The 13,660-nt window shown below is 66.9% G+C and carries 13 protein-coding genes and 1 pseudogene; 8 read left to right on the top strand and 6 right to left on the bottom strand.

Going from position 1 to position 13,660, the window contains the following annotated elements:
* Positions 1–48: 48 nt before the first annotated feature.
* The 7 genes and pseudogenes from ACEF39_RS11955 (at position 49) to ACEF39_RS11925 (ending at position 6,828) form a co-directional block, all read left to right on the top strand.
* Entirely contained in the window at positions 49–381 is a 333-nt protein-coding gene (locus ACEF39_RS11955; RefSeq protein WP_500285196.1) for a hypothetical protein, read from the top strand.
* A 115-nt stretch (positions 382–496) separates the two neighbouring features.
* Positions 497–877 carry a helix-turn-helix transcriptional regulator gene (locus ACEF39_RS11950; protein ID WP_500285195.1) on the top strand — a complete coding sequence of 127 codons (381 nt, stop codon included), beginning with the start codon at positions 497–499 and terminating at the stop codon, positions 875–877.
* Positions 874–1,530, top strand: coding sequence for a hydrolase (locus tag ACEF39_RS11945; RefSeq protein ID WP_500285194.1), 657 nt, complete (start codon positions 874–876; stop codon positions 1,528–1,530). Before ACEF39_RS11950 ends, ACEF39_RS11945 begins: the two co-directional genes overlap by 4 nt.
* 2 nt (positions 1,531–1,532) lie before the next feature.
* Positions 1,533–1,959, top strand: a pseudogene (locus tag ACEF39_RS11940) (DoxX family protein).
* A 119-nt stretch (positions 1,960–2,078) separates the two neighbouring features.
* Complete coding sequence (locus ACEF39_RS11935) at positions 2,079–3,926, top strand: amidohydrolase (RefSeq protein ID WP_500288016.1); 1,848 nt, start codon at positions 2,079–2,081, stop codon at positions 3,924–3,926.
* Complete coding sequence (locus tag ACEF39_RS11930) at positions 3,905–5,188, top strand: alginate export family protein (RefSeq protein ID WP_500285193.1); 1,284 nt, start codon at positions 3,905–3,907, stop codon at positions 5,186–5,188. The genes ACEF39_RS11935 and ACEF39_RS11930 overlap by 22 nt, the downstream gene beginning before the upstream one ends.
* Entirely contained in the window at positions 5,182–6,828 is a 1,647-nt protein-coding gene (locus ACEF39_RS11925) for an MFS transporter (protein ID WP_500285192.1), read from the top strand. The genes ACEF39_RS11930 and ACEF39_RS11925 overlap by 7 nt, the downstream gene beginning before the upstream one ends.
* 122 nt (positions 6,829–6,950) lie before the next feature.
* Here the strand turns inward: ACEF39_RS11925 and ACEF39_RS11920 are convergent, their stop codons facing one another.
* Positions 6,951–7,775 (bottom strand): alpha/beta fold hydrolase, encoded by an 825-nt coding sequence (locus tag ACEF39_RS11920; protein ID WP_500285191.1) that lies wholly within the window; start codon positions 7,773–7,775, stop codon positions 6,951–6,953.
* A gap of 191 nt (positions 7,776–7,966) precedes the next feature.
* Between ACEF39_RS11920 and ACEF39_RS11915 the strand changes: the two genes are divergently transcribed.
* A complete protein-coding gene (locus tag ACEF39_RS11915) occupies positions 7,967–8,356 on the top strand; it encodes a hypothetical protein (RefSeq protein WP_500285190.1) in 390 nt (129 codons plus the stop codon).
* A gap of 55 nt (positions 8,357–8,411) precedes the next feature.
* Here ACEF39_RS11915 and ACEF39_RS11910 read toward each other — a convergent pair whose 3' ends face one another.
* From ACEF39_RS11910 to ACEF39_RS11890, 5 genes are all read right to left on the bottom strand, one after another.
* Entirely contained in the window at positions 8,412–9,116 is a 705-nt protein-coding gene (locus ACEF39_RS11910) for a DUF2968 domain-containing protein (protein ID WP_500285189.1), read from the bottom strand.
* Between the two features lie 100 nt (positions 9,117–9,216).
* Positions 9,217–11,367 carry a TadG family pilus assembly protein gene (locus ACEF39_RS11905; protein WP_500285188.1) on the bottom strand — a complete coding sequence of 717 codons (2,151 nt, stop codon included), beginning with the start codon at positions 11,365–11,367 and terminating at the stop codon, positions 9,217–9,219.
* An 8-nt stretch (positions 11,368–11,375) separates the two neighbouring features.
* On the bottom strand, positions 11,376–11,831 hold the full coding sequence (locus tag ACEF39_RS11900) for a DUF3613 domain-containing protein (protein ID WP_500285187.1): 456 nt from the start codon (positions 11,829–11,831) through the stop codon (positions 11,376–11,378).
* Complete coding sequence (locus ACEF39_RS11895; protein WP_500285186.1) at positions 11,828–12,712, bottom strand: tetratricopeptide repeat protein; 885 nt, start codon at positions 12,710–12,712, stop codon at positions 11,828–11,830. Before ACEF39_RS11895 ends, ACEF39_RS11900 begins: the two co-directional genes overlap by 4 nt.
* A gap of 5 nt (positions 12,713–12,717) precedes the next feature.
* Positions 12,718–13,647 carry a type II secretion system F family protein gene (locus ACEF39_RS11890; protein WP_500285185.1) on the bottom strand — a complete coding sequence of 310 codons (930 nt, stop codon included), beginning with the start codon at positions 13,645–13,647 and terminating at the stop codon, positions 12,718–12,720.
* Positions 13,648–13,660: the final 13 nt, after the last annotated feature.

Genomic DNA, 13,660 nt, shown 5'->3' with positions numbered 1-13,660 from the left:
ATGCAGTGGCGTCGGCTATCACGCCGACATGGAAGATGGAGGCCGGCAATGCAACGCTTGTATGTGATGTTTCCCGATCGCGGCCCGGGCCTGGGATTGTTGTGGCTGAGAGTGTGCGTGGCCAGCGCGCTGTCGCTGCCAACCACTGCTGCAGGTGGGTCGTGGTGGCTGTGCCTGGCGGCAACGGGCCTGCTGTTGCCCGGCCTGTTGACGCCGGTGGCGGTTGCGCTGGCGGTGTCGGTGCTCTATTGGCAGGGCGCGGCGCTGCCATGGTCGCTGCTGCCGTTGGCACTGTTGGTGCTGGGGCCGGGCGCCTATTCGCTGGACGCGCGCCTGTTCGGCCGGCGACGGTGGCGACGGTCACCTCCCCCGATCGGGTGAGTGTTGACCTCGACCGTTGGGGGTAGGGCGCCGACGGCTGGCACCGCACCATGGGCCACCCCCGCTGCGGCGCCCCAGCATGGTTACCGTCCTTCCGCCAGCCGAGCCGATGCCCATGCTGGCGCCCCAGCAGTCGGCCGCCCTGCAGCGTGCGCTGCGCTACATCGATGCGCACCTGTCACAGCCGCTGCGGGTCACCGAACTGGCCGAGGTCGCCTGCGTGAGCCGTTTCCATCTGGTGCGCCTGTTCCGCAGTGGCACTGGTGCCAGCCCGCTGCGTTACGTGCGTCGACGGCGCATTGAACGTGCGCGGCAGCTGCTGGCGACCCACGGGCAGTCGATGACCTGCCTGGCCCAGCATCTGGGCTTTTTCGACCAGAGCCATTTCGTCCGCAGCTTCCGTGCCGAGACCGGCTGCAGCCCCGGCCAATATCTGGCCGGTGATGCGGCGCTCGCACGTCCCCTTGTTGTTTCCTCCACTGGAGTCCACCCATGAGCCTTGCCACCGCCACCCCCGCCAAAGCACTGCTGTCACCCACCGACCACGCCCTGATCCTGATCGACTACCAGTCGCAGATGGCGTTCGCCACCCACACCATCGACATCTCCGCACTGCGCAACAACGTGTCGTTGATCAGCAAGGGCGCAAAGGGCTTCAACGTGCCGGTGCTGCTGACCACGGTGGCCGAGAAGTCGTTCTCCGGCCCGATGTTTCCGGAGCTGCCGGCGATCTTCCCGGGCCAGGCCGTGTTCGATCGCACGTCAATGAACACCTGGGAAGACCAGCCGGTGATCGATGAGGTGAACCGCATCGGCAAGCGTCGGCTGGTGCTGGCCGGGCTGTGGACCAGCGTCTGCATCGTCGGCCCGACGCTGTCCGCACTGGAGCAGGGCTTTGAGGTCTATGTGGTTACCGATGCCTGCGGCGATGTGAGCGAAGAGGCGCACGAACGCGCGATCACCCGCATGGTGCAGGCCGGTGCAGTGCCGATCACCAGCGTGCAGTACCTGCTGGAACTGCAGCGGGACTGGGCGCGCGGTGAAACCTACGACCTGACCACCGGCATCGCCCGCGACCATGCCGGCGGCTATGGCGTCGGCATCCAGTACGCCAAGACCATGTTCGGCGCCCAGGAAGGCGGGCACTGAGCGTGCGCGATGGCCATGGCCTCGACCTGGCCTTGCTGATCCTGCGGGTGGCAGCGGGAGGATTCCTTGCTGCCGCACGCGCTGGGAAAACTGTTCGGCTGGTTCAACGGGCCGGGCCTGGCGGGCTTTGCTGGCGAACTGCGTGGCTTCGGCCTGCCTGCGGCGGCCCCGCTGCCACTGCTGCTGGCGCTGCTGCAGGTGGTGGCCGGCACCGCAGTGATGCTGGGCTGGCAGGCCCGGATTGCCGCGGTCGTGGCTGCTGTGTTCATCGCCTTCACCGCACTGCTGGCACTGCCCAAAGGCTGGTTCTGGATGCGCGGCGGTGCCGAGTATCCGTTGTTGTGGACGCTGGCATTGCTGGCCATCGCCCTGGCAGGGCCCGGTGCATGGGCGGTGGATGCCCTGGTTCTGTCTGGAGACATCGCATGAGCAACGAACCTCTCGATCCTGGCCGCCGCAACGTGGTGCTGGCCACCGGTGCCGCGCTGGTGCTGGGCCTGGCTGGCGGTACCGCCACGGCCATTGAATCCCCTTCCAAGGAGCGTCGCATGAGCACGCTGGTCATCCGCAACGCACGCATCACCACCCTCGATCCGCAGCAACCGCATGCGCAGGCATTGGCGGTGCAGGAGGGGCGTATCGTCGCCGTCGGCAGCGACGAACAGATCATGCGCGACTGGGGCAGCGAAGCTACCCTCATCGATGCACAGGGACGGCGCCTGGTGCCGGGCCTCAATGACAGCCACACCCACCTGATCCGCGGCGGCCTGAACTACAACCTGGAGCTGCGCTGGGACGGTCTGCGCTCGCTGGCCGATGCGATGGCCATGCTGAAGGCGCAGGTTGACCGCACGCCCGCGCCGCAGTGGGTGCGTGTGGTCGGTGGATTCACCGCGACCCAGTTCACCGAGAAGCGCCTGCCGACCCTGCAGGAACTGAACGACATCGCCCCGGATACGCCGGTGTTCCTGCTGCACCTGTACGACCGCGCGCTGCTCAACCGTGCCGCGCTGCGTGCCTGTGGCTATACCAAGGAAACCCCGGATCCGCCCGGCGGACAGATCGTGCGCGATTCGCTGGGCAACCCGACCGGCCTGCTGCTGGCCAAGCCGAACGCACTGATCCTGTATGCGACCCTGGCCAAGGGGCCGAAGCTGCCGGTCGAGTACCAGGCCAATTCGACCCGCCATTTCATGCGCGAGTTGAACCGCTTGGGCATCACTTCGGTGATCGACGCCGGCGGTGGCTTCCAGAACTACCCCGAGGACTACCAGGTCATCGAGCAGCTGCACCGCGACCAGCAGCTGACCGTACGCATCGCCTACAACCTGTTCACCCAGAACAAGGGCAGCGAGGTCAGCGATTTCCGCGGCTGGAGCGAGATGCTGCAACCGCGCCAGGGCGATGATCTGCTGCGCCACAACGGTGCCGGCGAGATGCTGGTGTTCTCGGCAGCCGATTTCGAACTGTTCAACGAGCCGCGACCGGAGCTGCCGCCGGAGCTGGAGCCGGAACTGCATGACGTGGTGAAGCTGCTGGTGGAGAAGCGCTGGCCATTCCGCATCCATGCGACCTACGACGAGAGCATCAGCCGCATCCTCGACGTCTACGAGCGGGTCAACCGCGAGGTGCCGTTCGATGGCCTGCACTGGTTCATCGACCACGCCGAGACCATCACTCCGCGCAACATCGAGCGTATCCGCGCCTTGAACGGCGGCATTGCCGTGCAGCACCGCATGGCCTACCAGGGCGAGGCGTTCGTGCAGCGCTACGGCGTGCAGGCGGCGCGGCACACGCCGCCGGTGAAGCGGATGCTGGCCGAGGGGGTGCCGGTTGGCGCCGGTACCGACGCCACCCGCGTGGCCAGCTACAACCCCTGGGTGGCACTGTCGTGGCTGGTGACCGGGCGCACCGTCGGTGGCCTGGCCCTGTACGGCGATGAAAACCTGCTGGAGCGCGAGCAGGCCCTGCGCCTGTGGACGCAGGGCAGCGCGTGGTTCTCTGGAGACGAAGCGGTGAAGGGCACGCTGAAGGAGGGCCAGCTGGCCGACTTCATCCTGCTGTCGGCCGACTTCTTCCGCGTCGATGAGCAGCAGATCGCCGACATCACCAGCCTGTTGACCGTGGTGGGTGGCCGCATCGTGCATGGCGACGGGGACTACGCCGGGTTGGCGCCGCAGCTGCCGCCGGCGATGCCGGACTGGTCACCGGTGAACCGGTTCGGCGGCTACCACGTCGGCGGCGCCGCCACTGGGCTGGCGGCGGCCCATCATCACCATCACGGCGCAGCCTGCAGCACTCACGGTGCGCACGGGCATGCGGCCCGTCATGCCGCGCCAACCGATGACCTGACCGCGTTCTGGGGCGCGATGGGATGTTCGTGCTTCGCGTTCTGACCCTGGCATCACTGGCATTGCCATCGTTGGCGCTGGCCTGCGACGGCGGCGCCTGTACCGCGGTTGGCGATGGCCAGTTGCAGTGGGATGCATCGCTGCGCCTGCGTGGCATGTACTACGACCCGACCCGGTTCGGCGTCGGTGGCGGCGAGGATGGCTACGGCCTGCTGCGTGCGCTGGCGTCGGCCACCTTCGCCCGCGATGACTGGCAGGCGAAGCTGCAGCTGGGTGCACATGCCGAGCGCGGCAAGGCCGGCGGTCCAGGTCGTACCGATCGCGGTGCGTTGGACGTACAGCAGGCGTACTGGCGGTTGGCCGGCGCTGGCATGCACGTGCAGCTGGGCAGGCAGGAAGCGGGCTATGGCAGCTCGCGCCTGCTGTCGGTGCGCGATGGGCCGAACATCCGCTTGGCCTTCGACGGTGCGCGGGTGGGGTGGCAGGGCCGGCTGGGCGCGCTGGACCTGATGGCGTTGCGTCCGGTCGAGAACCGTCCCGGGGCGTTCGATGACCGCGGTGAGCACGGTGCACACCTGATCGGTGTCTATGCGACGACGGCGCAGCGCACAGGCGGCAGCCAGTGGGATCTCTATCTGCTGGACTACCGTCGCGGGGGCGCGCGCTTCGCTGCAGGCAGCGGAATTGAGCGGCGGCAGACCCTGGGCGCGCGCTGGTTCGGTCAATCCGGTGCGCTGGACTGGAACACCGAACTGGTGGTGCAGGGCGGTGAGCTGCGGGTCGTGAGCGGCGATCTGGACATCCGCGCGTGGACTCTCGCCACCGATACCGGCTGGCGTTGGGCAGAGTTGCCGCTGCAACCGCGCCTGGGCCTGAAGGCCGATATCGCCAGCGGCGATGGAGATCCGCGAGATGGTCGGCTCGGTACGTTCAATGCATTGTTTCCCAAGTCCGCCTATTTCAGCGAAGCCAGCCTGTTGGCACCGGCCAACCTGATGGATCTGCAACCGACGCTGGCGCTGCGCCTGCATGACGCGGTGACCACCGAGCTGGGTGTACAGCTGGCCTGGAAGCAGCGGCGCGCCGATGCGGTCTACACCACGCCGGCACCGTTGGCAGCGCTGCCCGGCAGTGCCGGTGGCGCACGCCGCATCGGTACCCAGTACAAATCCGAAACCCGCTGGCAGGTCAATGACCGCTGGCAATGGCAGCTGCAGCTGGCCTGGGTCGACGCGGGCCCTGCACTGAAGCAGGCCGGTGGCCAGGACACGCTGTTTGCCTCACTCGTTGGAGCATGGCAATGGTGAACGCATCCGCGTCACAACACTCCCCGCAGGCCGATGGCGCCTGGTCGCCGCTGAAGATCCGCATGTTCCGTTCGATCTGGCTGGCGATCCTGGCCAGCAACATCGGTACCTGGGTCAACGACGTGGCTGCGGCCTGGGTGATGGCTGAACGCACCGGCTCGGCGTTGATGGTGGCACTGGTGCAGTCGGCAACCACGGTGCCGATCGTGCTGCTGGCGCTGGCTGCGGGCACCCTGGCCGATATTGTGGACCGCCGGAAATACCTGCTGTTCACCCAGGGCTGGATGCTGCTGGTGGCGGCAGCGACGGCGGTGCTTACGGCGATGGACCTGCTGACACCACAGCTGCTGGTGCTGCTGACCTTCTGCATGGGCTGCGGCGCGGCGATGGCGATGCCGGCGCAGGCCGCGATCGTCTCCGAGCTGGTGCCGCAACCGATGTTGGCTTCGGCGGTGGCACTCAACTCCATCGGCATCAACATCGCGCGTTCGATCGGCCCAGCCATCGGCGGCGTGATCGTGGCCCAGCTGGGTGCGGTGTGGGCCTTCGGCTTCAACGCCGTCACCTTTGCGGCAATGTTGTTCGTGGTGTGGGGCTGGAAGCGTGATCCGAAGGCGTCCAGCTTGCCTCCGGAAGGGTTCGGTGCCGGGCTGAAGGCGGGCCTGCGCTATGCCAGCCGTGCCGGACGGCTGCAGGCGGTATTGATCAAATCGGCCGGCTTTTTCTTCTTTGCCGCAGCGATGAACGCGATGCTGCCCGTGGTGGTGCGCGGACAGATGCAGGGTGGGGCGGGGCAGTACGGCGTGCTGCTGGGTTGCATCGGTATCGGTGCGGTGGGCGGTGCGCTGCTGCTGCCGAAGCTGCGGGCCAGGCTCGACCGTGATCTGCTGGTGCTGCTGGCCACCTTGTCCCTGGCTGCAAGCCTGGCCGGCCTGGCGCTGACCCGTAGCGGGTACGTGTTGCCGCTGGTGATGCTGGTCAATGGCTTTGCCTGGATCACCGTGCTGTCTTCGTTGCAGATCGCAGCTCAGACAGCGGTGCCGGCCTGGGTGAGAGCACGGGCGCTTGCCCTGTACATCATGGTGTTTTCGGCCGGCATGGCGGCGGGTGGCCTGAGCTGGGGCGCGCTGGCGCAGCGCACATCGCCGGAACTGGCATTGCTGGTAGCCGCTGCAGGCGCGGTCATCGGTGGTCTGCTGGTGTGGCGCGTGCGCATAGCCGGTTCCGAAGATCTGAACCTGAGTCCGGCCGGCCACTGGCCAGCGCCAGAGCTGTCGGTACCAGTGTCGAATGATCGTGGACCGGTGCTGGTGACCGTCGAATATCGCATCGATGCCGCCGATCGCGCCGCGTTCCAGGCGCAGATGCGCACGCTGGGGACGATCCGTCGACGCGATGGCGCCGTGGTCTGGGGCGTGGTCGAGGATGTGGCGACCCCGGGCATCCATTTGGAATATTTCGTGGCGGCGTCGTGGTTGGAGCACCTGCGCCAGCATGAGCGCATCACCGCCGACGACAAGGCGATCCAGGAGGCGCTGCGCGCGTTGCACCGCGGTGAGCGTGCCCCGGTGGTGCGTCATTTCGTCGGTGGCCATGATCCGCTGCCGGCGGCAGCGCTACATCACCACAGCGACATCTGATGGCCCCGTGGTAGGGCCGGCCGCTGGCCGGCTGGGCGTGGTTCTGATCGGGGGTATGAGGTTGCCGGCCAGCGGCCAGCACTACCGTAGGAGCGGCGGCGCCGGAGCGCCGCCGCGATAGCTCATTTACGTGCGAACGCCAGCAGGTCGGCGTTGAACTGATCGGCATGGGTCAGGGTGAGGCCGTGCGGTGCACCGGCGTACACCTTCAGTTCGGCGTTGCCGATGATCTGCGAAGACAGCTTGGCCGAGGCGTCGAACAGCACGATCTGGTCATCATCGCCGTGTACCACCAGGGCCGGCACGTCGATTTTCTTCAGGTCGTCGGTGTAGTCCACTTCCGAGAACTCGTGGATGCAGTCGTACTGGCCCTTCACACCGCCCAGCATGCCCTGCAGCCAGAACGAATCACGCATGCCCTCGGTGACGCTGTTGCCATCACGATTGGCCCCGAAGAACGGCGTGGCCAAGTCCTTGAAGAACTGCGAACGGTCGCCGCTGGTGCCTTTGCGGATGCCGTCGAAGACCTCCAGCGGGGTGCCGGCCGGATTGTTGGCGGTCTTCAACATCAACGGCGGCACCGCCCCGACCAGCACCACCTTGGCCACGCGCGTGCTGCCATGGCGGCCGATGTAGCGGGCCACTTCGCCACCGCCGGTGGAATGGCCGACCAGGATCGCGTCTTTCACGTCCAACGCATCCAGAACGGCAGCGAGGTCGTCGGCGTAGGTGTCCATGTTGTTGCCGTCCCAGGTCTGGCTAGACCGGCCATGGCTGCGGCGATCGTGGGCGATCACCCGGTAGCCATTCTGGCCCATGAACAGCATCTGCGGGTCCCAGGCGTCGGACGACAACGGCCAGCCATGGGCGAATACGACAGGCTGACCGGTGCCCCAGTCCTTGTAGAAGATGCGGGCGCCATCGTTGACGGTCACGAAATTGCTCATTGCAGGTTCCTTGGCGGAAGGGAGGGAAGGCGCCGGCGGGTTCGCCGGCGCCTGCGGCAGTACAGCGCACGATGTGCCGCCTGCATTGCACGGCTGTGGCGGATTGACGGCTCACTACGATGACGCGACTCGCTCTGGCAGCGGGCCCGTGCTGATGGCCACCATGGCCATCGGACGCGCGAGGGCCAGCCATGAAGATACCGAGATGGGGAGTGCTGCCCGGACTGCTGTGGGCCGTTGTCGCGGTGGCGCAGACCAACGTTTACAAGTGCATCGATGGTGGCCACCCGGTCTATCAGCAGACGCCCTGCCAGGGGCGGGCAGAGTGGCGCTGGGAAGTGCCTGCTGTGGAGTCGAAGGCGCGTGGGCCGCTACCTGCTGCCGTGCAGCCTGCCCGCCGTGGCGCCACACGGATGCCACGGCGCGGGCGCGCGCAGGGCGCACTGATATCGATCACGGCCGACCCGCAAGCCTGCGAGCGGGCGCGCCAGCAGCAGGTGAAGACGCTGGCCAAGCCGCGCAGGCTCGATTACCTGCAGCGTAGGCAGCTGGATGACGCGGTGCGCGAAGCCTGTCGTTGAATACAACGAAAAACGGCACCCGAAGGCGCCGTTCTGGTCTGCAGCTGGGTAAGCCTCAGCGGCCGTCGCTGGCGGCGGCCGGCACCGCGGTCGCATCCGGCTTGGGCAGGCTCAGCTCCGGGTTGCCCTGTTCGGCCTGCAGGATCAGGATCCGGCGCTGCAGCGCATCGAGCTGGCTGTTGGTGCTCCGCACGTCGGTGCTCAGGCTGACCGCCTGTTGCTGCGCCTGCTGCAGCGCTGCGCTGACCTGCGCCGACTGCGCCTGCTGCTGTTCCATTTCCTGCTGCAGGGTACGCAGGCGTTCTTCGTTGTAGGCCACCAGCCGCTCGGTGTAGCGCTTGCCGGCTTCCAGCCGGGTGGTGTCGATGTAGACCTGCGCCAGCTGTTCGGACTGCTGCGCGAAGGTGCGGTAGACACGCTCGGCGTTGTCGACGGCATCGGTCTTGATCACCCGCCAGAAATTCTTTTCCTGGAACAGGGCCACGTAGTAGGTCAGGGTGTTGGCGTTGAACAGCAGGCTGGCGCCGTAGTTGCCGTTGTAGGTGGTACGCAGCTCGGTGAGTTGCTGCGAATCCATCAACTGCTTGAGTTCGTCGACGGTGTTGCGTACCACCGGTGCGGCCTTGGCCGGGTCGACCGTGGCAGCGCGATCACCACGTGCGGCCAGCGCCGACGGCGCCACCGCGATCATGGCCATGGCCAGCAGTGCTGCGCCGCGCGGATGCCGGGCGAAGACGGTGCCCCCTGAAGTTTCTCGCATGTCTAGACCATCCACGGATGTAGTGTGGGTTGAGTTGAAAGTGGTTCCCCGCCGCGAGTCTAGCATGGGCACCGACGCCGCCAACCCGCGCCCGCGCGGGTCAGAAGACCAGCTGCGCCGAGCTGCACTGGATCGACTGCATGCTGATATCGGTGCGGCCCAGTTCCAGCCCGAGCAGGCTGGCCAGGGTGTTGGTCAGCAGGGTGCCGACGCTGTTGAGCACCGGCTTGAGCGCGGCCAGCACCGGATTCAGCAGCGCGCACAGCAGGCCGCTGCAGGTCACGTTGTTGCCCGGAGTGGTTACCCCGCCACCATTCTGGCCATCGAGGAACCCGGCCGGGGCGGTCTGGATGTAGGACGCCAGGTTGGTGCGCACGCAGCCGTTGTAGTCGATCAGGTTGCCCAGCAGGCTGTCGCAGCGGTTGATCAGCAGCCCACCAACCAAGGAGCCCAGCAGGCCGTCGAGCAACCCGAGGCCCTGGCCGGTCACGGTGGTGCGATAGCCGGTCCACACCGAACCATCTTCCCAGCAGGTGGTAAGGCCAAGCAGGCAGGGCTTGGGTACGCCTTTGGTCACTGTCCAGTTGCCCAGCGGTGCGAGGTTGCGTGATGGATCGCCATCGCGCAGCAACGGAATCACCTGGTCCACGTTGTAGCGCCCGCCGCTGGGGAAGGCGGCCTGCAGGTAACGGTCGGCCAATGCCTTGGCGGTGTCATTGGCGCTCATGCCCTGCTTGGGTGAACTGAGCATGCCCGACAGCACGCGCAGCAGTTCGTTGACCAGATCGGACACGGCGCTGCCGACGGCCAGCGGATTGATCCGGGTCGAGCCGGTCTGGCCGGCAGCCAGGGTCAGGCTCTGCGTGCTGGTCAGCGCCGGCAGGGTGATCCTGTCGTTGATCAAGGGTTGACCCAGCAGCTTCAACAACTGCTCGTTCTGCAGGGTCGCGTCACAGACGTTGCTCTTGGAGAAACGATCGGCCGCATTGACCTTGCCGACGCAGGCACGCAGCACCGAGGAATCGACCTGGACGGTGGCCGTGGGTGGCGCCGCGCCACACTGGATACTGGTCAATGTTCCCATCGCATTGGCCACATCCACGTGCAGTGGCAGATGCAGCCGGGTGCCGAGCAGGTTCAGCAGCGGACCGATCGCGAACAGGCGGTCGCTGTCGACGTCCACCATCAGCCGCACCTGCGCGTTGTACGCGCGTGCGCCGACACCGCCGATGGCGATCGACGGCGGCTCCACCACGCCGGCCTTGACGTCGATGCCCAGCAGGTTCAAGCCCTGCACCTGCACGCCATTGCCATCGTTGGCGATGGAGATCGCGGCGGTGACAAGATCCAGCACATTGACCCGCGATTCCAGCGCGCTGCCGATGGTGCCGTCCGGCGAGATCACCTGCGCGAACAGACCGCCGCCGCCGTTCTGGCTGCCCAGAAGAATATTGAGCTGGTTGATGTCCAAGCGGGTGCCGACCAGGTTGGACAACGCCTGCAGCTGCACGCCGACGGCGGTCTCGCGGCCGACTACCGTGGCAGTGGCATTGACCAGCTGTGCCAGCGAGATGCGATTGATCGACAGCAGCCTGTTGAAGTCGGCCACGCTGAGGTCAGCGGTGACCGGAATGCCGAGTGCCGCCAGCAGCCCCGATGGAGTGATGGTCGCCTGCGCCAAACCGTCGTAGGACAGCACCGTCGCGTTGGTGACGTCCAGGCCGACCAGGCGGAGGGTCGCCATCAAGGGTGAGTTGCCATTGGTGCGCAGCAGCTGCGAACCCACCGCGAACACTGCAGTGGGTTCCGAGCGCTTGGCCACGGCCTGCACGCGCAGGGTGGGCAGCGTGCGGTTCTGGCCGAAGAACGGCAGCACGCCGCGTTCGGCAACGACGCGCACCGCATTGCGTGGATTGCTGGCGTCCACGCTCGGGCTGAAGTGGTCCGCCGTTTCACGGCTGGCATTCCAGTTGCCGCACTCGATCTGCACCTGCCCACGGAAGCGGTTCTGCGCGAGAGCGCTCTGCCGGGCAGCACTGTTGTCGGCATTGCTGGCGTTGCACAGGTCCAGCCGTTGTGCGCCCGCCAGAGCAGCAAGATCGACTACTTTCTGTGTATCGCGCTTGGCCCAGAACAGGAAGCCGATCTCGACCAGGCCGAGCATTGCCAGCAACGCGATCATCACCAGCATCATGGTGACCGACATGCCGCCGCGCGGGCGACTGAAGCTGATGTGGCGTGCTCGGTTCATGGCAGACCTCAGCGTCCGGATCGGGAGGTTCCTGCAGACTTGGCGACATCGGTTTCGAAGAATTGCGGGATGTCGTACTGGAAGCTCTTCAGGTAACGCGCGTAGCTGGATGTAGCCTGGTCGCCAAGAATCGGCAGGCGGGCGCCGGCAACCTCGCCGGAAGCCTGCAGGCGGAACAGGCTGCGAGTGGTGTCGCCGATCTGAGAGGTGTTGGGTCGCAGCGGCGTGCCACCGAAATCAGGCTTGGCTGCAGGGACTGGCGGAGTCGGTGGAGCCTGTTCCGGCGATACGTCCACGGTGGCCAGCGGCTCGCTGTGCAGGGGAGCGGCTGTCGACGCGGGCGCCGCACCACCCAGCATCTGCCCGGTCAACGGTGGCTGCGGCGTCTGCGCCTGCACAACCGCAGCAAAATACAAGCCGGCAAGCGTCGGCAGCAGGCAGCGGATCAGCGGTGTCGGGGTCATGGCGTGTTCCCGGTGGGATGGTCGATGGTGCCGAAGCGCTCCAGCATCGAGGGCGGCAGTCGTGACGGGTCGCGTTGGTCGCGGCCATCACGGCGGGGCTCAGCGGCCAAGCGCGGGCCTGCGGTGGCGGGGCTGACGGTTGCGGAGGCAACCGGTCGCGTCGCTGCTGCCGCTGCAGCAGTGGCTGCTGCCTGGCGTTGCTGCAGCCGCGCGCGGATCTGCTGTGCCTGCTGTTCGACGCTGCGGCGCGTCTGCTCGCTGAAGCTGGCCTGTTGGGCCAGTCGTTCGACGGTGGCCTTGTCGCCACGCAGCAGCGCCCACAGGGCGAGATTGGCGGTGGCCTTGATGTTGCCCGGCGACAGTTCCAGCGCCTTGGCCAGCGGCTCGCGTGCCTGTTCGAAACGACCGGCGCGCAGGCGTGCATAGCCCAGGTCGCCCAGGTAATCGGTGTTCAGTGGGTTCAGCTGGGTGGCACGTGCCAGCGCCTGTTCGCCGCCGTCGTCATCATCACGGAGGGCGGCGATCAGGCCGATGCCATGCGCGGCGGCTGCGGCCTGGGGGCCATTTCCGAGTTCGCGGTACAACGACAGCGCGGCCTCGATCTGGCCGGTCTGGCGAAGTGCATCGGCCTGCAGCAGGCGCAGTGCCGGGGTATCGCCGTAGCGCTGGCGGAAGGCATCCACGTGCGCCAGCGAGGCGTACCAGGCGCCCTGCTGCTGCATGCGCTGGATCAGCTCCAGATAGGCGTTGCGGCTGTCCTGCGGGGCCGGCGTAGGCTCGGCCAGGCTCGGCGCACGCAGGTACTTCGGCGTGGTGGAGCTGCAGCCGGCAGCGGCGGCAACCAGGGCAAGCAACAGGCAGGCGGGGCGCAGGACAGGCATGAAGGTCATCCCATTTTCGACAAGGTAGTGGCCAGCGCGACCAGCGCCGGTCCGGCCAGCACCAGCATCAGTGCCGGCAGCAGGGTCAGCATCATCACCACGGTCATCTTCACCGAGAGCTTGCCGACCTTTTCCTTCAGCGCGTTGCGGCGCTGCTCGCGCAGACGGATGCTGAACTGGCGCAGCGGTTCCTGCACGGCACCGCCGTGCGCGTGCACCTGCAGGATCAACTGCACGAGGCTGGACAGGTCGTCGTCGCCGTATACATCGCTCAGCCGTCGCAGTGATTGCGCGCGCGTGCGTCCGTGGGTGTAGGACACATTTGCTTCCTGGAGTTCCCCGCCCAGCACCGGCAGTGCGTCGCGAAGCTTGTCGCCCAGTGTCTGCAGGCTCTGATCCATGCTGAAGCCCACGCCCTGCAGCAGGCGCAGCAGGTCGATCAACAGCGGTAGTTCATTGTTCACGGCACGCCGCCGCCGCTTGACCCACGCACTGAGCGCGAACTTCGGCAGCAGAAGGCCGGCAGCGAGCGCGCCGATCACCACCATGATCCTGGACAACCCCGTGACATCGCTGATCGCCAGCGCGATACCCAGCACCAGCACCGCCAGCAGCAGGCGCAGGCCCAGGTAAATGGCCGTGCCGCGTCGGGTATTCCAGCCGGCCAGGTCCAGCAGCAGGCGATCTTCACCGGCCAGCAGCGCTGTTTCCAGGCGGCCGCCGCTCAGCCCGCGGCCGAACTGCTCCAGCCAGCCGAGTGAATCCTTGCGTGCGTCGGCGGCGGCTTCTTCGCTTTCGCGCGGACGCAGCGCTGTTTTCAGCGTGGCCTCGCTGCGGTCCTCGCGCTGGCTGCGCACCCAGCTGCCCAGCCCGAGCAGGGCCACGCCGGCGGCCAACACCAGCAGGGCAGCCACGAACCAGATGCTGGCGCTCATTGGATGCCCCCTG

This window comes from Stenotrophomonas indicatrix (assembly GCA_041545745.1).
GTDB lineage: Bacteria > Pseudomonadota > Gammaproteobacteria > Xanthomonadales > Xanthomonadaceae > Stenotrophomonas > Stenotrophomonas indicatrix_A.
This window is presented reverse-complemented; position numbering and strand designations above follow the sequence as displayed.